Origin of the sequence: Delftia sp. WSY_16, from assembly GCF_043104415.1 — a bacterium.
Classification (GTDB): Bacteria; Pseudomonadota; Gammaproteobacteria; order Burkholderiales; family Burkholderiaceae_C; genus Comamonas; species Comamonas tsuruhatensis.
This window is the reverse complement of sequence record NZ_JBICKS010000041.1, coordinates 72745-92510: the sequence shown is the minus strand read 5'-3', so window position 1 is coordinate 92510 and position 19766 is coordinate 72745. Positions and strand designations below refer to the sequence as shown.

Annotated in this window: 20 protein-coding genes; 14 read left to right on the top strand and 6 right to left on the bottom strand. The window is 67.9% G+C overall.

All coding sequences use genetic code 11. The features are described 5' to 3' along the window. Window position 1 precedes the first annotated feature (1 nt). Genes ACF8O7_RS25165 through ACF8O7_RS25150 form a run of 4 tightly spaced genes read left to right on the top strand, consistent with a single transcriptional unit; the run spans window position 2 to window position 2460 of the window. Complete coding sequence (locus tag ACF8O7_RS25165) at window positions 2–853, top strand: DUF3106 domain-containing protein (protein ID WP_016451365.1); 852 nt, start codon at window positions 2–4, stop codon at window positions 851–853. A 22-nt stretch (window positions 854–875) separates the two neighbouring features. Continuing rightward, a complete protein-coding gene (locus tag ACF8O7_RS25160; RefSeq protein WP_016447419.1) occupies window positions 876–1418 on the top strand; it encodes an RDD family protein in 543 nt (180 codons plus the stop codon). A 38-nt stretch (window positions 1419–1456) separates the two neighbouring features. Beyond that, entirely contained in the window at window positions 1457–1870 is a 414-nt protein-coding gene (locus tag ACF8O7_RS25155) for a diacylglycerol kinase (protein WP_017406875.1), read from the top strand. Beyond that, the gene (locus ACF8O7_RS25150) at window positions 1867–2460 is read left to right on the top strand and encodes a TIGR00730 family Rossman fold protein (RefSeq protein ID WP_016447421.1); all 594 of its coding nucleotides are present in this window, start codon (window positions 1867–1869) and stop codon (window positions 2458–2460) included. Before ACF8O7_RS25155 ends, ACF8O7_RS25150 begins: the two co-directional genes overlap by 4 nt. A gap of 88 nt (window positions 2461–2548) precedes the next feature. Here the strand turns inward: ACF8O7_RS25150 and ACF8O7_RS25145 are convergent, their stop codons facing one another. Together ACF8O7_RS25145 and ACF8O7_RS25140 are read right to left on the bottom strand one after the other, a co-directional pair. Beyond that, window positions 2549–2887, bottom strand: coding sequence for a P-II family nitrogen regulator (locus tag ACF8O7_RS25145; RefSeq protein ID WP_012206673.1), 339 nt, complete (start codon window positions 2885–2887; stop codon window positions 2549–2551). A 71-nt stretch (window positions 2888–2958) separates the two neighbouring features. Next, entirely contained in the window at window positions 2959–4608 is a 1650-nt protein-coding gene (locus ACF8O7_RS25140; RefSeq protein WP_126312144.1) for an NAD+ synthase, read from the bottom strand. 86 nt (window positions 4609–4694) lie between these two features. Here ACF8O7_RS25140 and ACF8O7_RS25135 point away from each other — a divergent pair, with 86 nt between their 5' ends. Further along, window positions 4695–5921 (top strand): GNAT family N-acetyltransferase, encoded by a 1227-nt coding sequence (locus ACF8O7_RS25135; protein ID WP_047218371.1) that lies wholly within the window; start codon window positions 4695–4697, stop codon window positions 5919–5921. A gap of 3 nt (window positions 5922–5924) precedes the next feature. Here ACF8O7_RS25135 and ACF8O7_RS25130 read toward each other — a convergent pair whose 3' ends face one another. From ACF8O7_RS25130 to ACF8O7_RS25115, 4 genes are all read right to left on the bottom strand, one after another. Next, window positions 5925–7751 (bottom strand): methyl-accepting chemotaxis protein, encoded by a 1827-nt coding sequence (locus tag ACF8O7_RS25130; protein ID WP_126312145.1) that lies wholly within the window; start codon window positions 7749–7751, stop codon window positions 5925–5927. Between the two features lie 500 nt (window positions 7752–8251). After that, a complete protein-coding gene (locus tag ACF8O7_RS25125; protein WP_392444551.1) occupies window positions 8252–10021 on the bottom strand; it encodes a methyl-accepting chemotaxis protein in 1770 nt (589 codons plus the stop codon). A 180-nt stretch (window positions 10022–10201) separates the two neighbouring features. Continuing rightward, a complete protein-coding gene (gene ppa, locus ACF8O7_RS25120; protein ID WP_013801496.1) occupies window positions 10202–10729 on the bottom strand; it encodes an inorganic diphosphatase in 528 nt (175 codons plus the stop codon). Between the two features lie 147 nt (window positions 10730–10876). Then, window positions 10877–11419: a DUF962 domain-containing protein gene (locus tag ACF8O7_RS25115; RefSeq protein ID WP_047326773.1), complete on the bottom strand. Its 543-nt coding sequence runs from the start codon at window positions 11417–11419 to the stop codon at window positions 10877–10879. Between the two features lie 62 nt (window positions 11420–11481). Between ACF8O7_RS25115 and ACF8O7_RS25110 the strand changes: the two genes are divergently transcribed. From ACF8O7_RS25110 to ACF8O7_RS25070, 9 genes are all read left to right on the top strand, one after another. Continuing rightward, on the top strand, window positions 11482–12321 hold the full coding sequence (locus tag ACF8O7_RS25110; RefSeq protein WP_016447427.1) for a Crp/Fnr family transcriptional regulator: 840 nt from the start codon (window positions 11482–11484) through the stop codon (window positions 12319–12321). Window positions 12322–12382: 61 nt separating this feature from the next. Continuing rightward, the gene (locus tag ACF8O7_RS25105) at window positions 12383–13816 is read left to right on the top strand and encodes an aldehyde dehydrogenase family protein (protein ID WP_016447428.1); all 1434 of its coding nucleotides are present in this window, start codon (window positions 12383–12385) and stop codon (window positions 13814–13816) included. A gap of 73 nt (window positions 13817–13889) precedes the next feature. Continuing rightward, on the top strand, window positions 13890–14489 hold the full coding sequence (locus tag ACF8O7_RS25100; RefSeq protein WP_126312147.1) for a DUF2889 domain-containing protein: 600 nt from the start codon (window positions 13890–13892) through the stop codon (window positions 14487–14489). A gap of 24 nt (window positions 14490–14513) precedes the next feature. After that, a complete protein-coding gene (locus ACF8O7_RS25095) occupies window positions 14514–15299 on the top strand; it encodes an SDR family oxidoreductase (RefSeq protein ID WP_016447430.1) in 786 nt (261 codons plus the stop codon). 65 nt (window positions 15300–15364) lie between these two features. Then, a complete protein-coding gene (gene moaA / locus ACF8O7_RS25090; protein ID WP_016447431.1) occupies window positions 15365–16501 on the top strand; it encodes a GTP 3',8-cyclase MoaA in 1137 nt (378 codons plus the stop codon). A gap of 62 nt (window positions 16502–16563) precedes the next feature. Beyond that, the gene (gene mobA, locus ACF8O7_RS25085; RefSeq protein ID WP_074921390.1) at window positions 16564–17259 is read left to right on the top strand and encodes a molybdenum cofactor guanylyltransferase MobA; all 696 of its coding nucleotides are present in this window, start codon (window positions 16564–16566) and stop codon (window positions 17257–17259) included. A 29-nt stretch (window positions 17260–17288) separates the two neighbouring features. Continuing rightward, window positions 17289–18626 (top strand): gephyrin-like molybdotransferase Glp, encoded by a 1338-nt coding sequence (gene glp / locus ACF8O7_RS25080; RefSeq protein ID WP_126312148.1) that lies wholly within the window; start codon window positions 17289–17291, stop codon window positions 18624–18626. Window positions 18627–18640: 14 nt separating this feature from the next. Further along, on the top strand, window positions 18641–18973 hold the full coding sequence (locus ACF8O7_RS25075; protein WP_034365530.1) for a thioredoxin family protein: 333 nt from the start codon (window positions 18641–18643) through the stop codon (window positions 18971–18973). Window positions 18974–19019: 46 nt separating this feature from the next. Continuing rightward, the gene (locus tag ACF8O7_RS25070) at window positions 19020–19751 is read left to right on the top strand and encodes a TetR/AcrR family transcriptional regulator (RefSeq protein WP_227472562.1); all 732 of its coding nucleotides are present in this window, start codon (window positions 19020–19022) and stop codon (window positions 19749–19751) included. Window positions 19752–19766 lie beyond the last annotated feature (15 nt).

Genomic DNA, 19766 nt, shown 5'->3' with positions numbered 1-19766 from the left:
CATGCCCACTGATTCACGCGCCGCGTTCCACCGATCACCCGCCGCCATCCTGGCGGCGGTGCTGTTGATGGCGCTGGCCTGGACCGGCTGGCGCGTCGTGCAACAGGTGCGGCTGGCGCCCAGCACGGTGTCGCCGGCCACCATTGCGGCCTCCAAGACCCTGCATGGCGACGCAGCCACGCGCCAGCGCGCCACGGCCCTGGCCTCCGGCCCACGCTGGGCCGAGCTGACGCCTGCGCAAAGCAGGGTGCTCGAGCCCCTTTCCGAGCGCTGGTCCATGATGGACGCGCTGCAAAAGCGCCGCTGGATGGCATTGGCCGAAGGCTGGGACAAGCTCAGCGAAAAGGAGCAGGAAAAGCTGCGCGACCGCATGCAGACCTGGTCCAGCCTCAGCGCCCAGCAGCGCAGCCAGGCCCGCCTGAATTTCGCCCTGACCAACCGCCTTGCCACGGACAAGCGAGCCCAGTGGGAGGCCTACCAGGCGCTCAGCGACGAAGAAAAACGCCTTCTGGCTGCACGCGCCGCGCCCAAGGTCAAGGGCGCCGCCAATGCCATACAGCCCGTGGCGCCCAAGCGTCTGGCGCGGATTCCTGCGGCCTCGGTGGCACCGGCCACCATTCCGAATCCCCCCAAGATTCCACCAGCCACCATCTACAATCCGCCGCCTCCGGTTCCACCGGTCGCGCCGCCTTCGGCCGTGGAAACCCATCCCGTGCGCCCGCCTGCGCTGGTGGAGACAGCCCCGGTGGAAGTGCCTTCGGCCACACCCATGCCCTTGCCGCCCATGGAACTGCATGACGGCGCAGAGGCCACCCCACAGCCCTCGCACGGCGAAGCAGCCCCTTCGCATTGATGCAGCGCCCCGACACGCCCGCATGACGAACGCCACCTCCCCCGCCTCCACGGCAGCCGGCTCCGCCGCCGATCCACGGATGGCCCCGCGCCTGGCCCGGCGCATGGCCTGCTGGCTATATGAGGGCATGCTGCTGTTCGGCGTGGTCTTCATCGCCGGATATCTGTTTGGCACCTTGTCTCAGACGCGCAACGCCATGGACAACCGCCATGCGCTGCAGGCCTTCATGTTCGTGGTGCTGGGCATCTATTTCGTCTGGTTCTGGTCCAAGGGGCAGACATTGGCCATGAAGACCTGGCACATCCGCCTGGTGGATGCTGCAGGCCAGCCCGTCAGCCAGCTGCGCGCACTGCGGCGCTATGTGCTGAGCTGGATCTGGCTGCTGCCACCGCTGGCGGCCTACTCCACCGGCGTGCCGGCCTTGACCACCTTGGTGCTGCTGGTGCTGTGGGTGGCACTCTGGGCCCTGCTCAGCCGCCTTCATCCGCGCCGCCAGTTCTGGCATGACGCCTGGGCCGGCACACAGCTGATCCACCAGGCCCCGCCGCCCAGGAAAAAACGCTGAGCGGCAAAGGCAGCATCGCATCTCCTACACTCCCCAGCATGCCCGCCGCTTCACCCAAGTCCAACGACAGCACGCCTGTCAATCCCCAGAAAAGCCGCACGGGCCTGAACCGTGTCTGGCACGCTGCGGGTTATTCGCTGTCCGGCCTTCGTGCCGGATGGAATGAGAAAGCCTTCCGCCAGGAAGCGCTGGCCGCCATCGTGCTGGTCCCTGCCGCTTTCTGGCTGGGACGCAGCTGGATCGAGGTCTCGCTGCTGGCGGGCACGGTCTTGCTGGTGCTGATCGTGGAATTGCTCAACAGCGGCATCGAGGCCGTGGTCGATCGCATAGGCCCCGAATGGCACGCCCTGTCCAAGCAAGCCAAGGACATGGGCAGCGCCGCCGTGCTGCTGGCGCTGCTGCTGTGCACGGGTGTCTGGCTGGCGGCTCTCTATCAACGGTTCATTGCATGACAAATCCCACGTTTTCCATTTGTGTGTATTGCGGCTCGCGCCCCGGCGACCAGCCCGGATTCATCGAGGCCGCCCGCGCCACCGGCCGCTGGATTGGCGAGCACGGCGGCCAGTTGGTCTACGGCGGCGGGCGCAGCGGCCTGATGGGCGAGGTGGCCGAGGCCACGCGGCAGGCCGGTGGCCGCGTCGTGGGAGTGATCCCGCAGGCGCTGGTGGACAAGGAGCTGGCCAACCATGCCTGCGACGAACTGCACATCGTCCAGACCATGCACGAGCGCAAGGCCATGATGGCCGAGCGCAGCGATGCCTTCGTCGCCCTGCCCGGCGGCATAGGCACCTTCGAGGAATTGTTCGAGGTCTGGACCTGGCGCCAGCTGCGCTACCACGACAAGCCCATCGGCCTGCTCAATGTGGACGGCTACTACGACAGCATGCTGCAGTTCCTGCAGACCTGCGTGGGCCATGGCTTCATGGGCGAGTGGCAGATGGGACTGATAGAAAGCGGCAGCGACATCCCCGCACTGCTGCAATCCCTGGTGCAGAACGCGGGCACGGGCCTGGAAACGGCCCCCTTGCGCGCCGTGATCTGAAACGGAAACGGCCACCCGTTCAGGGGTGGCCGCTGGAATCCGGATGTCGAGCCCAGGGCGCCGCGTGCGCCCTGCACTGCTGCCGGGTTCAGATGGCTCCGTCGTCGAGTTCGCCGGTACGGATGCGCACCACGCGCTCCACGGCGGTGACGAAGATCTTCCCGTCACCGATCTTGCCCGTGCGGGCCACGTTGACGATGGCATCCACGCAGCGGTCCACGTCTTCCGTGCGGACCACCACCTCGATCTTCACCTTGGGCAGGAAGTCCACCACGTACTCGGCGCCACGGTAGAGCTCGGTATGGCCCTTCTGGCGACCAAAGCCCTTGACCTCGGTGACGGTCAGGCCGTTGACGCCGCAGTCGGCCAGTGCCTCGCGGACCTCTTCCAGCTTGAACGGCTTGATGATGGCGGTGATCATTTTCATGGGGTGAACTCCTCAGTGCATGCAATACGGGGCAAGACGGCTGGCCAGGAAACCCCGCCGCCTCAGGTGCTTCAAGCGCGAAAGCGGTTGGTGATCGGGTAGCGCCAGTCCTTGCCGAAGCTGCGGCGCGTCAGCCGCGGCCCCACGGGCGCCTGGCGGCGTTTGTATTCGTTGATCTGGATGAGGCGCGTCACTCGCTCCACATCGGCGCCGGCATATCCGTCGGCCACGATGGAGGCGATGCTTTCGTTATTTTCCATGTATCGGCGCACGATGGCGTCGAGCACCTCATAAGCGGGCAGGCTGTCCTGGTCTTTCTGGTCCGGGCGCAGTTCGGCGCTGGGCGGGCGCGTGATGATGCGATCCGGAATGGGGTCCAGCCCCGTGCCGAACGGATCGTTGGCATTGCGCCAGCGCGCCAGCGCAAAAACCTCGGTCTTGAGCACGTCCTTGATCACGGCAAAGCCGCCGGCCATGTCGCCATAGAGCGTGCAGTAGCCGGTGGACATCTCGCTCTTGTTGCCGGTGGTCAGCACCACGGAGCCGAACTTGTTGGACAGGCCCATCAGCAAGGTGCCGCGGATGCGGGCCTGCAGGTTCTCTTCGGTCGTGTCCTCGGCGCGGCCCGCGAAGGCCGGGGCCAGGGCGGCCTTGAAGGCCTCGAACTGGGGCGCGATGGAGATTTCGTCATAGCGCACGCCCACACGCTCGGCCATGTCGCGCGCATCGATCCAGCTGATGTCCGCCGTATAGGGCGAAGGCATCATCACCGTGTGCACCTTGTCCGCGCCCAGCGCATCGACCGCAATCGCCAGCACCAGCGCAGAGTCGATCCCGCCCGACAGGCCCAGCAGCGCGCCGGGGAAACGGTTCTTGCCCACGTAGTCGCGCACGGCCAGCACCAGGGCGGACCACAGCGCCGGCAGGTGCTCCACCGGTGGCTGCACATCGGCGGCCAGCGTCAGTTCCTTCGCGCCGGCACGCACTTCCACCAACGGCAGCGCCTCGCCAAAGGCCGCCGCGCGTGCGGCAATGCTGCCGTCGGCGTGCACGGCAAAAGAGCTGCCATCGAAGACAATTTCATCCTGGCCACCGACCAGATGTGCGTAGACCAGGGGCAGGCCGGTCTCACGCGCACGTGCAGCCAGCGTGGCTTCACGTTCGGCCTGCTTGCCCTCATGAAAGGGTGAAGCATTGATCACGGCCAGCAATTGCGCACCCGCCGCGGCAGCCGCGCTTGCCGGCCCGGGATGCCAGGCGTCCTCGCAGATCAGCAAGCCCACGCGAACTGCCTGGACCTCGACCACGCAAGGCGACTGGCCGGCCACAAAGTAGCGCTGCTCGTCGAACACGCCGTAGTTGGGCAGGCATTGCTTGGCGTAGCTGCATTCCACGCGCCCGTCGCGCAGCACGCTGGCTGCATTGCGCAACGCGCCACCAGCGCCGGGGTCGCGCCAGGGATGGCCCAGCACCAGCGCCAGGCCCGGCCATTGCGCGGTCTCCAGCGCCAGCTGCTGCACGGCCTGATCGCAGGCGTCCAGAAAGGCGGGACGCAGATAGAGGTCTTCGGCCGCATAGCCGCACAGGGCAAGCTCGGGAGTCAGCAGCAAGCGCGCTCCCGTGGCATAAGCTTCACGGGCTGCGGCAATGATTTTCTGGACATTGCCGGGCAGATCGCCCACGACAAAGTTGAGCTGGGCAGTGCAGATGGAGAGCGTCATGGAATGCAATGGAGCCAACAGGGCCGACAAGGCCACCCCACAGCGCAAGGCGGCAGCGCGCGTCACACGGGCCTGCAAGGAATGGCATGGCTGAAACCGCAATTATCACCCGCGTGCTGGACAGCGTGCAGCAGCTCGATGCCCAGGCCTGGAATGCGCTGCTGGCATCGCAGGCTGCGCCCACCCCCTTCATGCGCCACGAGTACCTGAGCGCGCTGGAATCCAGCGGCAGCGCCGTGCCGCAAACCGGTTGGGCCGCCCGCGTGGTCACGCTCTGGCAGGGCGGCGAGCTGGTCGCCGCCTGCCCGGTCTACGCCAAGGCGCATTCCTATGGCGAGTACGTGTTCGACTTTGCCTGGGCGCGCGCCTACGCCCAGCATGGGCTGGATTACTACCCCAAGGGCGTGCTCGCCGTGCCTTTCACGCCTGTGCCAGGCAGCCGGCTGCTGGCACGCACGCCGCTGCTGCGTGCGGCCCTGGTGCGCGCCGTGCGCGAATGGGCCCAGGCGCAGCAGCTGTCTTCCCTGCATTTGCTGTTCAGCGATGCCGAGGATCTGGCAGCCTGCGACGCCGACGGCTGGATGCAGCGCAGCACCGTGCAGTTCCACTGGAGCAACCAGAACGCCGGGGGCGCGGGCCACCGGGACTTCGACCACTTTCTGTCCACGCTGAACCAGGAAAAGCGCAAGAAGATTCGCCAGGAACGGCGCAAGGTGCACGAGGCCGGCGTGCGCTTTCGAGCAGTGCACGGCCCCGACATGAGCGCCCAGGACTGGGCCTTCTTCTACCGCTGCCACGAACGCACCTATCTGGAACACGGCAACGCCCCGTACCTCCAGCCGGCCTTCTTCGAGGCCATGGCGCACCAGATGCCCGAGAACTGGCTGATGTTCGTCGCCGAGCGCGACGGCCAACCCATGGCCTGCAGCCTGATCGCACTCGATGCGGCAGCCGCACGGCTTTCGGCCGGCAGTTGCGACCGCGACACGCCGCAGATCCCGCACATCCCGCAGGGTACGGCCTACGGCCGCTACTGGGGCGCGCTGGAGCGCGTGGACTGCCTGCATTTCGAGGCCTGCTACTACCAGCCTATCGCCTGGTGCATAGAACGCGGGATTGCGCACTTCGAGGGAGGCGCCCAGGGCGAACACAAGATGGCGCGGGCGCTGCTGCCCGTGGTGACGCCCAGCGCCCACTGGATTGCCCACCCGTCCTTCGCCGACGCCATCTCGCGCTTTCTGGACCGCGAAGGCGAAGGCATGGCCGGCTACCTGCAGGAGCTGCAGGCGCACAGCCCGCTGCGCCAGGACTGAGGCTCAGAAGGTTTCCCAGTCGTCATCGCCCTGACCGGGCTGGCGCGGAGCCGGCTTGCCTGTTGCTGCGGGCCCAGGGCGTGGCTGGATGGGAGGCGTGGCATCGCGCTCAAGCCGGCGGGCCAGTGTCTCGCCACCCGCTGCAGCACCGCCGCCCCCCAAAGCCGCAGGCCGTGCGGGGCTGGCCGGCGGGTTCGGCCGGACAGGCTGCGCTGCGGCGCGTGGCGCGGCGCCGGCCTGCGCCACCACCCTGTTGGGCACATGCGAATGGCTGTCCATGGCACCGCGCGGCAGCTGGAACACGGCCACGGCCTCGACCAGGTCCTGCGCCTGCTTGCGCAGCGAGGCAGCGGCGGCCGCGCTTTCCTCGACCAGGGCAGCGTTTTGCTGCGTGGTCTGGTCCATTTGCGTGACGGCTTCGCTGACCTGGGCGACGCCGGAGCTCTGCTCGGTACTGGCCGCGCTGATCTCGCCCATGATGTCGGTGACCTGGCCGATGGCAGCCACCACTTCGGTCATGGTCGTGCCTGCGCGGTCCACCAGTTGCGAGCCCTGCTCCACACGCTCCACGCTGGCCGTGATCAGCGCCTTGATTTCCTTGGCCGCCTCGGCGCTGCGCTGCGCCAGCGAGCGCACCTCGCCCGCGACCACGGCAAAGCCCCGGCCCTGCTCACCGGCACGCGCAGCCTCCACCGCGGCATTGAGCGCGAGGATGTTGGTCTGAAAGGCAATGCCGTCGATCACGCCGATGATGTCGCCGATGCGCCGGCTGCTGTCATTGATGCCCTTCATGGTTTCCACGGCCTCGGCCACCACGTCGCCGCCGCGGCGCGCAACGCTGGATGCATTGAGCGCCAGCTGATTGGCCTGGCGTGCGTTGTCGGCGTTCTGGCGCACGGTGGAGCCCAGCTCTTCCATGGATGCAGCCGTCTGCTCCAGCGCGCTGGCCTGCTCCTCCGTGCGGCTGGACAGGTCGGCATTGCCGGAGGCAATCTGCGCACTGGCCGAGGCCACGCCTTCGGCGTTCTGGCGCACGCTGCGCACGGTCTGCACCAGGCTGGACTGCATGCGCTGCAGCGCGCCCAGCAGCAGGCCGGTTTCGTCATGGCGGTCGATGTGAATGGTCCCGCCCAGATCGCCATTGGCCACGCGGTCTGCGGCATCGACCGCATGGGCCAGCGGCGTGCGGATGGAGCGCGTCAGCCACAGCCCGGCCAGCACGGCCAGCAGCACGGCGGCCAGCGCCGCCACGCTGAGGACGACGACCGAGCGCCCATAGACAGCCTCGGCATTGCGGCTTTCCTGCACGGCCGCATCGCTGTTGAGCTTGACCAGCAGATCCAGCGTGTTCGACGAATCGTTGTAGAGCTTCAGCGACTCGCCGCCCAGCACGGCCTGGGCCTTTTCCTTTTCGCCCTGGCGTGACAGCGCCAGCACCTGCTGGCTCAGTTGCTGGTAGCGCTCGCGTTCCTGGAGCAGCTGGGCGTAGAGCCTTCGCTCTTCGTCGGAAGACAGCAGCGGCTCGTAGGCCTTCTTGCGCTCGGCCAGGCGGCGCTGCAGTTGCTCCAGCTGCTTTTCCGAATCGGTCTTGTAGGCGACATCATCATTGTTGACGTGGCGCACCTCCAGCAAGCGGGTACGCACGACATCGGTGCCTATCTGGTTGATCACTTCCACGCTGGGCATGGCATTGCCGGTGATGACTTCCATGCTGGTGCGCATGGAGCGCAGTTGCACCAGGGCCGCGGCCACCACGGCCAGCAGCAGCAGCACCAGCAGGCCGAAGGTGCCCAGCATGCGCGTTGAAATCTTGAGGTTTTTCACATTCATCTCTCTTGTAGAGGTCCCGTCATCTTGTTGCGTCTTGCTCTGTCTCGCGCCATGGGCAGGCTATCAGCCAGGCCCGGCGCGAACCTTGCAGAAACAGGCCAGCCGCACCGGCCGATGGCAGCTGGCAGGCAAGGCTTGGAGAGGGGGAGGACGGGACCCCGCGGGAGCGCGGTCTGCTGGATGGCCGATGGCCGCCAGGCCAGGCGGCCATGAGAACAAGGTAATCATGGGATATCCCTTCGTTCCGAGCGAACGAGGCCAGGAGCGGCCGTTCCTCAATCTGTAAGAATAGGACTACATCTATTTACATTCTGCCAGTATCCAAGCATTGTTCAGGACAAGTTCAGGTACTTGCAGTAGGCAGAAACCTTCACTGGAGGATTTGCGCCACAGCCTCCTGCCACCCGGCGTGAGCAAGCTCAACGCAGCACGCAAAAAGAAAGCGGCCCCATGCAGGGCATGGGGCCGCCAGAGGATGGGGCGCAGCTGCGGGCAAGGCCTCAGAACGCGGCCCACTCCTCGTCGTCGGCGGTTGCGGTCCTGCTGACCTGGGCTGGCGTGGCATGTTTCGCTGGCCGGGCTGCGATGGGCGCCAGGACCGGCGGTGATGCCAAAGGGGCGGCCGCCGTTGCGCGCGGCACCGCCACGGCCGCCTTGGCGGTCTCAGCCACCTCGGGGACCGCTGTCGAGTCTTCCGGCGCCGTGCGAAACACCGATACCGATGCCACCATGGCCCGCGCCTGCTGCTGCAGCGACTGGGCAGCGGCCGCACTTTGCTCGACCAGGGCGGCGTTCTGCTGGGTGGCCTGGTCCATTTGCGTAATGGCATCGCCCACCTGGGCCACGCCCGCGCTCTGCTCGCTGCTGGCGGCGCTGATCTCGCCCATGATGTCGGTCACGCGCCGGATGGCGGCGACGATTTCGGACATGGTCTCGCCGGCCTTGTCCACCAGCTGCGTGCCCTGCTCCACACGCTGCTCGCTGGCCTGGATCAAGGCCTTGATCTCCTTGGCCGCCTCGGCACTGCGCTGGGCCAGCGTGCGCACCTCGCCGGCCACCACGGCAAAGCCCCGGCCCTGCTCGCCAGCGCGGGCCGCCTCCACGGCGGCGTTCAGCGCCAGGATATTGGTCTGGAAGGCAATGCCGTCGATCACGCCGATGATGTCGGCGATCTGGCGGCTGCTGTCGTTGATGCCCTTCATGGTGTCCACCACCTGGGCCACAACCTCGCCGCCACGCGCGGCAATGCCCGAGGCGGAGGCAGCCATCTGGTTGGCCTGGCGCGCGTTGTCCGCGTTCTGGCGCACGGTGGCGCCCAACTGCTCCATGGAGGCTGCGGTTTCTTCCAGAGCACTGGCCTGGCTTTCGGTGCGCGCCGACAGGTCCGCATTGCCCTGGGCGATCTCGCCAGCGGCCAGCGCCACGCCGTGCGCATTGCCGCGCACATCGCCCACCAGCTCGGCGAGCTTGCGGCGCATGTCCTCCTGTGCGTTGATGAGCTGGCCCATTTCATCCCGGCGCCGGCTGGTGACCGGCTTTTCCAGATGGCCGGCCGCCACATTGCGCGCCACGGCCACGGCCTGGGCCACCGGGCCGGTGACAGCACGCGTGATGGCCCAGCCCACCAGGGCCGCAATCGCCACCACCGCGGCCAGCGTGCCCAGCACCCAGATGCGGGCCAGGTCAAAGCCTGCCTGCGCCTGCTGTCGCGCCCGCTCACCCGCCTCGCGCTGCAGGGTCAGCAGGCGGCCGGCGCTTTCGGCCAGCTTGCCGAACTGCGCCTCGGACTCGCCGGCGAACATCAACCCCATCTCGTCGGCCATGAAGGCCTGCTCCTCGGTGGTGGAATAGTTGCCGGCGCGCGCACGCTCCAGCAATCGCGCATGCATGGCCAGGAACTGTTGCTTGAAGCCGAGGTAGTCGTCGAAGGCCGCGCGCAAGGCCTGCTGGTCGATCAGCGAACGCAGGGCCGTCTCATGCTCGCCAATGGTCTGCAGCCGGTCCTGCACCTGCTTGGCAAAGCCATCGACCTCGGCCAGGCTGCGCGCGGAGGCAATGCCGGCCTCGTGGCGGCGCAGGCGGTTGTATTCGGATCGCATGGCGCCCGCATGGAACATGCTGGGCAGGGCCACATCCGACAAATGCAATGCGTTGCGGTGCATCTGCGCCAGTTGCAACCAGGCTACCGCCCCCAGAACCGCCGAGAACAGGACCATGACGAGGAATCCCATGCCCAGCTTCGTGCCCATGCGCCAATCTGCCACCTTCATTTGCTCGCTCCCGGGCCGATGTCCCCATCAGCGCCTGATTGATCTGTCCAAACCCTGATCCATGACAAAACAAAAAACGCACCCGGCGCCTAGGCACCGGGTGCGTTTCAAATTGTATCAATTGCGAAGCGGGCATTTACCTCAGCGCAGTTGAGACTCCCTCGACGGGAGTGAAAGGGATCAGCCCTTGTAGTTGGCGATGCCGTCCACGACTTCCTTCTTGGCCTCGTCCACGCCCTTCCAGCCCAGAACCTTGACCCACTTGCCCTTTTCCAGGTCCTTGTAGTGCTCGAAGAAATGCTGGATCTGCTTGAGGGTGATCTCGTGGATGTCTTCCAGCGTGTTGATCTTGTCGTAGGCGGGCAGCAGCTTTTGCGTGGGCACGGCCAGGACCTTGCCATCCACGCCGGACTCGTCTTCCATGAGCAGGATGCCGATGGGGCGGCAGGCCACGACCACGCCTGGGGGCAGCGGGAAGGGCGTCATCACCAGCACGTCCACCGGATCGCCGTCGCCGGACAGCGTCTGGGGCACATAGCCGTAGTTGGCCGGGTAGTGCATGGCCGTACCCATGAAGCGGTCCACGAAGACGGCGCCGCTTTCCTTGTCCACTTCGTACTTGATGGGATCGGAGTTGGCCGAGATCTCGATCACGACGTTGAAGGATTCAGGAGCGTTCTTGCCCGGTGTGACTTTGTCGAAAGACATGATGGATAAGCAGAGTTGAAACGAAAGAGCCCCCGCAGGGGATAGCAGCGTGATTTTAGGCGCAGGCACACGCCCCCACGGATGGCTCCGCAGGAACGCCCGCCATGCTAAGGGCGCAAGCCTGCGCCAAGCTTGCAGCGCCCGGTCTCAGGCGTGTGCCCCGCCCGCGCGCCGGCGCACGGGGCCGCTGCGCTGCTCCACCGCATACTGCACTTCGCGGCGCAGGCCCAGTGCAAAGCCCAGCTCGGCCAGCACGAACAGGGGTCCGATGACCAGGCCCAGGATGTCGTCCAGGAAGGCTGGCTTGCGGCCCTCGTAGTAGTGGCCCACGAACTGGATCACCCAGCCCACGGCAAAGATGCCCAGCCCCCATCCCAGCCAAGCCCCCAACGGCAGCATGGCGATGGGCTGTGCCAAGGCCAGCATCAGGGCAAGCACCACAGCCATGGCAATGCCGTAGCGCAGGTCCAGCAAACAGTAGTAGATGCCTGCCGCCAGCGCCGCCAGCAAGGCCAGGCTCAGCGGCAGGGCAGGCAGGCCGTCGCCCAATGGCATCGCCCATTGCAGACGTGCCAGCAGGATCACCACGGCCCACATGATCAGCGGCACGCCAAAGAAGTGCGTGAGGATGTTGCGTGGATCACGGTGATAGTCCGCGTACTGGGACAGTTGGTCGATGAGGGTTTTCATAGGCTGCACCGGCAGTGGATGTTGCGCAACCATGGTGGTGTCATCAAGGATTGGCGTCTGTCATGGATCCGACACAAGCCTCATCGCACACCTCGGGCTTACCCGCACCGGCAGCTCCGGCAGCCACGGCAACTGCCGCCGCCACGCGCGGCGTACGGCGCCGCGCAGTGGCCGGTCCGCCGGGCATGGCCGATCTCTGGGCCACCGTCGAGGCAGGCCGCTGGTTCCACGCCCTGCCGCCAGAGCTGGCCGCGCAGCTCAAGGCACTGGCCCAGCCCCGCACGCTGGCCGCAGGCGACTGGCTGTTTCGCCGGGGCGACCCGCCCTGTGGCCTGTACGCGGTGGCGCGTGGCGCCCTCAGCATCTCGGGCACGGCCGCCTGCGGCGAGCAGGCCCGCACGGCGCTGCTGGCCCTGGTGGAGCCGCCGATGTGGCTGGGAGAGATTGCCCTGTTCGATGGCGCACAACGCACGCACGATGCCCAGGCCGCCACGGCCTGCATCGTGCTTCACGTGCCCCAGGCACCGCTGATGGAGTGGCTGGCCGCCCACCCCGGACACTGGCAAGCGCTGGCGTTACTGCTGACGGACAAGCTGCGCGTGTGCCTGGTGGCGCTGGAAGAGCACACGCTGCTGCCGGCCCCCCAGCGCCTGGCGCGGCGCCTGGTGCGCATGGCCGAAGGCTTTGACCAGTGGCAGCCCGACGGCCAGGGCCGCCAGCGTTGGCGGCGCGAGCTGGATGTATCCCAGGAGCAGCTGGCGCGCATGCTGGGCCTGTCACGCCAGACCACCAACCAGATCCTGCAGGAGCTGCAACTGGCCGGCTGCCTGCAGTTGCGGCGCGGCAAGATGGAGGTGCTGGACCGCCAAGGCCTGCGCGACGCGGGCTGGCCTGCGCAGTAGGCAGGCGCGCTGCAACGCCCGGGACTGGACAAGCGTCCCGGGCGCCCCACAATCGGGCTCCATGCAATACCACCACATCGGCAATGCGTCCGTGCCTACGGAATCGGGACGCACGATCCCCGTGCTGGACCCGTCGGACGGGCAGGCTTTCGACGAGCTCCAACGCGGCTCGCCCCAGGACATCGACCTGGCCGTGCGCTCTGCGCGCGAATGCCAGGACAGCGTCTGGAGCAAGCTCTCGGCCGCCGAACGCGGGCGCCTGCTGATGCGCCTGTCGGGCAGCGTGCTGCAGCATGCCGATGAACTCACGGCCATCGAGCAGCGCGACTGCGGCAAGCCCACGCGCCAGGCCCGCGCCGATGCGCTGGCGCTGGCGCGCTACTTCGAGTTCTATGCAGGCGCCTGCGACAAGCTGCACGGCGAGACCCTGCCCTATCAGCAAGGCTACAGCGCCCTGACCTGGCGCGAGCCCCACGGAGTGACCGGCCATATCGTCCCCTGGAACTACCCCATGCAAATCCTGGGCCGCAGCGTGGGCGCGGCGCTGGCCGCGGGCAATACCTGCGTGGTCAAGCCCTCGGAAGACGCCTGCCTGTCCGTGCTGCGCGTGGCGCGGCTGGCCACCGAGGTCGGCTTTCCGGCAGGCGCCTTCAACGTGGTCACCGGCCTGGGGCACGAGGTGGGCGAGGCCCTGGCGCGCCATCCAGGAGTGGACCACCTGAGCTTCACGGGCAGCCCCGGCGTGGGCACGCTGATCCAGCAGGCTGCGGCCGAACGGCACTGCCCCGTCACGCTGGAGCTGGGCGGCAAGAGTCCGCAGATCGTGTTCGCGGACGCGGACCTGGACGCCGCCGTGCCGGCCATCGTCAACGCCATCGTGCAGAACGCCGGCCAGACCTGCTCGGCAGGCTCGCGCGTGCTGATCGACTCGCTGATCTACGAGCCGCTGCTCGAACGCCTGGGCCAGGCCTTCGAGGCGCTGCGCGTGGGTCCGGCCGCCATGGACCTGGACCTGGGTCCGCTGATCCGCGCCAGCCAGCAGCAGCGTGTCTGGGATTTCCTGTCCGACGCCCAGGTGGCAGGCATTGCCGTGGTGGCGCAGGGCCAGATCGTGGAGCATGCGCCCGACAGCGGCTTCTACCAGGCGCCCACCCTGCTGCGCGACGTGCCACCCGAGCACCGGCTGGCGCAGGAAGAGATCTTCGGCCCCGTGCTCTGCGCCATGCCCTTCCATGACGAGGACCATGCCGTGCAACTGGCCAACGGCACGGCCTACGGCCTGGTGGCCGGCCTGTGGACCCGTGACGGCGCGCGCCAGCTGCGCCTGGCGCGGCGCCTGCGCTGCGGCCAGGTCTTCGTCAACAACTACGGGGCGGGTGGCGGCGTGGAGCTGCCCTTCGGCGGCGTCAAGTCCAGCGGCCATGGCCGCGAAAAGGGCTTCGAGGCGCTCTATGGCTTCACCACGCTGAAGACCGTCGCCATACGGCATGGCTGATCCTGGCGCATGACGGAAAATCGCAAGGTGCCCGGCGCCAGCCGGCCGCACGCGACAGAAAGAAGAATTCCCCATGCCCTTGTCTCCCGTTCCCGACCGCACGCCCCAGCATGAACGCGACGTGCGCTACCGCAGCTACGCCCGCGCCGATGGCCTCTGGGACATCGAAGGCGAGCTGCGCGACAGCAAGACCCATGACATCGAACTGAGCGGCGGCCGCCACATGCCGGCCGGCACGGCCATACACCACATGTGGATACGCACCACGGTCGATGCCCGCCTGGCGGTGCAGGCCATCGAGGTCGTCATGGACTCCCATCCGCTGGGCCACTGCCCCGAGGCCACGCGGGCCCTGCAGAAAATGGTCGGCTGCAGCATGGCGCGCGGATGGCGCAAGGCCATCAACGAGAACCTGGGCGGCGTGGCCAGCTGCACGCATCTGCGCGAGCTGCTGTTCAACATGGCCACGGCAGCCTTCCAGTCCGTGCCCGGCGTCTTTGGCGATGCCGACCCCAGCCAGCCGCCACGCCACCTGGGCCAGTGCCTGGGCTGGGACTTCAATGGCCCCGGCGTGGCGCGCTACTACCCGCAGTTCGTGGGCTGGCAGCCCGGCACAGGCGGCGTGACCCCGACCCCGGCGACCACAGCAACCACCGAAACCCAGGGGGCCTGACCCCCGACCGAGGAGCAAAGCCCGATGCGTGTCCAGGACAAATCCATCATCGTCACAGGCGCCGGCAGCGGCATAGGAGCCGGCATCGCCATGCGGCTGGCCGCCGAAGGCGCGCATATCGTCGTCAACGACATCGACCGCGAGGCCGGCACGCGCGTGGCACAGGCCATCAACGCCGTGGGCGGCCGCGCGCTCTATGTGCAGGCGGACATGACGCAGGGCGAACAGGTCAAGGCCCTGGTGGCCGCCACACTGCAGGCCCACGGCCGGCTCGATGTCTTCGTCAACAACGCGGGCTGGACGCACCGCAACCGTCCCATGCTCGAAGTCAGCGAGGCCGAGTTCGACCGGGTCTATGCCATCAACGTCAAGAGCATTTATCTCTCGGCCATCCACGGCGTGCCGGCCATGCGCGCCAATCCGCCGATGGCCGATGGCCGCCCCGGCGGCGGCAGCTTCATCAACATCGCCTCCACGGCAGGCCTGCGCCCGCGCCCGGGGCTGACCTGGTACAACGGCTCCAAGGGCGCCGTCATCGTGACCAGCAAGTCCATGGCCGCGGAACTGGGCCCGGAGAACATCCGCGTCAACTGCATCAACCCCGTCTTCAACCCCGACACAGGCCTGGCCGCCGAGTTTGCCGGCGGCCCCGTGGACGAGGAGCGCCGCGCGCGCTTTCGCGCGACGATTCCGCTGGGCCGCTTTTCCACGGCGCTGGACGTGGCCAATGCCGCGCTGTATCTGGCCAGCGACGAGGCGGCCTTCATCAGCGGCACCTGCATCGAGGTGGACGGAGCGCGCTGCGTCTAGACGCAGATCAAGATCTGCAGGCTTGCGCAGAGCCTGGACATAGGCATTCGGGCAAAATCGCGGGCATGGCAGAACGAGTGATCCCCCTGGTCGACGAGCGCGCCCCCACGCGCCCGGCCACCGTGCCAAGACTGCTGCAGGCGCCCACCGGCGATCTGCGTGACAGGCTTGGCCGGCCGCTGCGCGACCTGCGCATCAGCATCACCGACCGCTGCAACTTCCGCTGCAGCTACTGCATGCCCAAGGAAGTCTTCGACAAGAACTACCGCTACCTGCCGCACGGCTCGCTGCTGAGCTTCGAGGAGATCACGCGCACGGCCCGCCTGTTCGTGCAGCATGGCGTGCGCAAGATCCGCCTGACCGGCGGCGAGCCGCTGCTGCGCAAGAACGTGGAAACGCTGGTGGAGCAGCTGTCTGCCCTGCGCACGCCCGACGGCCATCCGCTGGACCTGACGCTGACCACCAACGGCTCGCTGCTGGCGCGCAAGGCCCGGGCGCTCAAGGCGGCCGGCCTGAACCGCGTCACCGTCAGCCTGGACGGGCTGGACGACGCGGTGTTCCGCAGCATGAACGACGTGGACTTCCCGGTCTCCGACGTGCTGGCCGGCATCGAGGCGGCCCAGGCGGCAGGCCTGGGCAACATCAAGGTCAACATGGTGGTCAAGCGCGGCACCAACGAGGACCAGATCCTGCCCATGGCGCGCCACTTCCAGGGCACGGGCGTGACCTTGCGCTTCATCGAATACATGGACGTGGGCGCGACCAACGGCTGGCGCATGAACGAGGTCCTGCCCTCCGACGAAGTCATCGCCCGGCTGCGCGCCGAGCTGCCCCTGGTGCCGCTGCAGGCCAGCAGCCTGGGCGAGACCGCCGTGCGCTGGGGATATGCCGATGCGCAGGGCCTGCACGATCCCTCGCTGGGCGAGGTCGGCGTGATCAGCAGCGTCACTCACGCCTTTTGCGGCGACTGCAACCGTGCGCGCCTGTCCACCGAGGGCCGGCTGTACCTGTGCCTGTTCGCCTCCGAAGGCTGGGACCTGCGCAGCCTGCTGCGCAGCGGCGCCAGCGACGAGGAAGTGGCAGCCGCGCTGGCCCCCATCTGGCAGCAGCGCACCGACCGCTATTCCGAACTGCGCGCCAGCCTGCCGTCCAGCACGGACACGCAGCGCAGGCGCATAGAGATGAGCTACATCGGCGGCTGAGCCCGCGCGTCGCGCGCGGCTCCCTTTCCCTTTCCCCTCGGTTTCTCCATCACAAGCCACACATGCCCGTTTCCTCTCTGCCCGACACCCTGCCCTTGAGCGACATCACGGGCTGCGTGCTGGCAGGCGGGCGCGGCATGCGCATGGGCGGCATCGACAAGGGCCTGCAGCCCTTTCTGGGCCAGCCGCTGGCGGGCCACGCGCTCAGCCGCCTTGCGCCCCAGGTCGGGCATCTGATGCTCAACGCCAATCGCCATACCGAGGCCTATGCGCAACTGGGCGCCCCCTATGGCGCCCCGGTCTGGCCCGATGCCGAACCCGACTACCCCGGCCCGCTGGCCGGCTTTCTGAGCGGCCTCACCCATTGCCAGACACCCTGGCTGGTCTGCGTGCCCTGCGACACGCCGCTGTTCCCCCAGGACCTTGTACAGCGGCTCGCGCAGGCTGCGCTGGCGCAGCAGCCTGCGGCCGACATCGTCGTCGCCCATGGCTGGGAACGCTCGCTTGATACAGATCAATCCAGGCTGCGTGCCCAGCCCGTGTTCTGCCTGATGCGGTCATCGCTGCGTGATAGCCTGCAGTCCTTCATACGTTCGGGCGGCCGCAAGATCGATGCCTGGACGGGCCAGCACCGCTGCGCCACCGCCCTCTTCGATCGCGCGGACGACAGCCCGCTGGCCTTTGCCAACGCCAACACGCAGCAGGAGCTGCAGGCCCTGGCGCAGGCCGCGGCCTGTGTGCCCGTGACGCCGCCGTGACCGGCCTTGCCCCACCGGATTCCGTTCTGATGACCGCCACCTTCCAGCCCGCCTCCGCCCCCATCGCCTCCGCCCAGGACCTGAGCGTTGATCAGGCACTGTCCCAGCTGGCCAGCCTGCTGCAGCCCCTGGGCCCGGTGGCGGATGTGGAAACACTGGCGCTGGCCGACGCGCTGGACCGCATGCTGGCCGAAGACATCGTCTCCCCCATCGACGTGCCCGCACATGACAACGCCGCCATGGATGGCTATGCCTTCGACGGCAGCCAGCTGCAGGCCGGCGCCCCGCTGGTGCTGCGCGTGGTCGGCCAGGCCCTGGCCGGCAAGCCCTGGCATGGCACGGTGCGGGCGGGCGAGTGCATCAAGATCATGACGGGCGCCGTGCTGCCGCCCGGTCTGGACACGGTGATCGCGCACGAACGCACCGAGCCCGCCGATGCGGCCTCGCCCGACCATGTACGCATCCCCGCCGGCAGCGTGCGCACCGGAGACAACCGCCGCAGGCGCGGCGAGGATCTGAGCCAGGGCTGCGTGGCGCTGGCGGCGGGCCAGCGCCTGCATCCGGCAGCCCTGGGCCTGATCGCCAGCCTGGGCCAGTCTCAGGTGCATGTTCGCAGGCGGCTGCGCGTGGCCTATTTCTCCACGGGCGATGAAATCCTGCACCCCGGCACGGCGCTGCGCGAAGGGGCGGTCTACGACAGCAACCGCTTCAGCCTCATCGGCCTGCTGCAGCGCATGGGCGTCAAGGTGCTGGACCTGGGCGTGGTGGCCGACCAGCCCGAAGCCTTGCAGGAGCGCCTGCGCGAAGCCGCCTCCCTGGCCGACGTGGTGCTGACCAGCGGCGGCATCAGCGCGGGCGAGGCCGACCATACGCGCGCCATGCTGCAACGCATGGGCAGCGTTCATTTCTGGCGCCTGGCCATGCGGCCGGGCCGGCCGCTGGCCGTGGGCCTGTTGCAGCCCGATGCGGGCACGCCATTTGCCGCCAGCCGGCCACCGGCACGCACCACGGTACTGATCGGCCTGCCCGGCAATCCCGTGGCTGCCATGGTGAGCTTTCTGGTCTTTGTACGGCCGGCGCTGCTGCAGCTCATGGGCGCCGCCGCCGTGGACGGTGAACCGGCCGCCCTGCCCCAGGCTGTGGCTGCGCAGGCCCTGTCCAAGCGGCCAGGCCGCACCGAGTACCAGCGCGGCATTCTGTCCAAGGGCGCCGATGGCCTCTGCATGGTGCGCACCACGGGGCCGCAGGGCTCGGGCGTACTCAGTTCCATGGCCGAGGCCGACTGCCTCATCGTGCTCGAACATGAGCGCGCTGCCGTGCAAGCCGGCGAAACCGTGTCCATCCTGCCGCTGCAGGCCTTTCCCTAACAGGAGATTGCCCCATGCCCTTCCAGTCCAAGCACCTGACCGACGCCCCCGATCGCAGCACCGTCGATACGCTGCCCGGCGCTACCTTGCTGGAGTTCGGCACCGCCTGGTGCGGCCACTGCCAGCGCGCGCAACCGCTGATTGCCCAGGCGCTGGATGCCGCCCCGCAGGTGGCCCACATCAAGGTGGAAGACGGCCCCGGCAGGGCCCTGGGACGCAGCTACCGCGTCAAGCTCTGGCCCACCCTGGTCTTTCTGCGTGACGGGCAGGAGGTGCAAAGGCTGGTGCGGCCCCAGCAGGCCCGCGAGATCGAGGACGCGCTGGCCCGCATCACCGCCCAGCCCTGACACTTGCGGCGCAGCCGCTGCCTGTGTATCGCCGACAATGGCCCGCATGCCGTCCCAAAAGAAGCCTGCCGATTCCGCGCCCAAGAAGCCCCGCCGCAACAGCGGCCGCCCGCTGGCCGACGATGCCGTCGGCCGGGACATCATCCTGCAGACCACGGTCAACCTGCTCAAGACCCGCACGCCGGAGCAACTGAGCATTCTGGAAATCGCGGCGGCGGCCGGCGTCACGCGGGCGCTGGTGCGCTACTACTTCAGCAGCCTCAAGGGACTGCTGCAGGAAGTGACGGAGTCCCTGATGCAGGAGCTGCAAAACCGCATGGAAGTGGCGCTCAGGACGCAGGGCACGGTGGAAGAGCGCGTCTACCAGCGCCTGCTGCTGCGGCTGGATTTCATGCGCGAGCACCCGCAGTTCGAGCGGCTGGCGCTGTCCGAGATCTACCACTATGAAAGCGAAGAAGAGCCTCCGCCCTCGGGCACGCCGCTGCAGCGCATCACGCGGCGCGGGCTGGAGCTGACCTCGACCATGCTGATGGACGGAGCGCAGGCCAGCCACCCGGCACAGGTGGACCCGCGCTTCATCCACCTGGCCATCCTCAGCATTTCGGCCTTCCTGCCCACGGCACGGCCGCTGCTGGCCGAACTGTTCGGGGAAGGGCCGCAGGCAGACCAGCAGGTCGAGCACTATCTGCGCTTCATGTCCCACCTGCTGGCCGAGCGCATCAGGCAGGATGCGCCGGCGCAAGACCACCCACCACACCCGGGCCACCACCCGGATTGACTTGCGCCGGCGCCC

Coding starts and splice junctions, on each gene's coding strand:
- ACF8O7_RS25165 (WP_016451365.1), top strand. CDS start 2: ATGCCCACTGATTCACGCGCCGCGTTCCACCGATCACCCGCCGCCATC.
- ACF8O7_RS25160 (WP_016447419.1), top strand. CDS start 876: ATGACGAACGCCACCTCCCCCGCCTCCACGGCAGCCGGCTCCGCCGCC.
- ACF8O7_RS25155 (WP_017406875.1), top strand. CDS start 1,457: ATGCCCGCCGCTTCACCCAAGTCCAACGACAGCACGCCTGTCAATCCC.
- ACF8O7_RS25150 (WP_016447421.1), top strand. CDS start 1,867: ATGACAAATCCCACGTTTTCCATTTGTGTGTATTGCGGCTCGCGCCCC.
- ACF8O7_RS25145 (WP_012206673.1), bottom strand. CDS start 2,887: ATGAAAATGATCACCGCCATCATCAAGCCGTTCAAGCTGGAAGAGGTC.
- ACF8O7_RS25140 (WP_126312144.1), bottom strand. CDS start 4,608: ATGACGCTCTCCATCTGCACTGCCCAGCTCAACTTTGTCGTGGGCGAT.
- ACF8O7_RS25135 (WP_047218371.1), top strand. CDS start 4,695: ATGGCTGAAACCGCAATTATCACCCGCGTGCTGGACAGCGTGCAGCAG.
- ACF8O7_RS25130 (WP_126312145.1), bottom strand. CDS start 7,751: ATGAATGTGAAAAACCTCAAGATTTCAACGCGCATGCTGGGCACCTTC.
- ACF8O7_RS25125 (WP_392444551.1), bottom strand. CDS start 10,021: ATGAAGGTGGCAGATTGGCGCATGGGCACGAAGCTGGGCATGGGATTC.
- ppa (WP_013801496.1), bottom strand. CDS start 10,729: ATGTCTTTCGACAAAGTCACACCGGGCAAGAACGCTCCTGAATCCTTC.
- ACF8O7_RS25115 (WP_047326773.1), bottom strand. CDS start 11,419: ATGAAAACCCTCATCGACCAACTGTCCCAGTACGCGGACTATCACCGT.
- ACF8O7_RS25110 (WP_016447427.1), top strand. CDS start 11,482: ATGGATCCGACACAAGCCTCATCGCACACCTCGGGCTTACCCGCACCG.
- ACF8O7_RS25105 (WP_016447428.1), top strand. CDS start 12,383: ATGCAATACCACCACATCGGCAATGCGTCCGTGCCTACGGAATCGGGA.
- ACF8O7_RS25100 (WP_126312147.1), top strand. CDS start 13,890: ATGCCCTTGTCTCCCGTTCCCGACCGCACGCCCCAGCATGAACGCGAC.
- ACF8O7_RS25095 (WP_016447430.1), top strand. CDS start 14,514: ATGCGTGTCCAGGACAAATCCATCATCGTCACAGGCGCCGGCAGCGGC.
- moaA (WP_016447431.1), top strand. CDS start 15,365: ATGGCAGAACGAGTGATCCCCCTGGTCGACGAGCGCGCCCCCACGCGC.
- mobA (WP_074921390.1), top strand. CDS start 16,564: ATGCCCGTTTCCTCTCTGCCCGACACCCTGCCCTTGAGCGACATCACG.
- glp (WP_126312148.1), top strand. CDS start 17,289: ATGACCGCCACCTTCCAGCCCGCCTCCGCCCCCATCGCCTCCGCCCAG.
- ACF8O7_RS25075 (WP_034365530.1), top strand. CDS start 18,641: ATGCCCTTCCAGTCCAAGCACCTGACCGACGCCCCCGATCGCAGCACC.
- ACF8O7_RS25070 (WP_227472562.1), top strand. CDS start 19,020: ATGCCGTCCCAAAAGAAGCCTGCCGATTCCGCGCCCAAGAAGCCCCGC.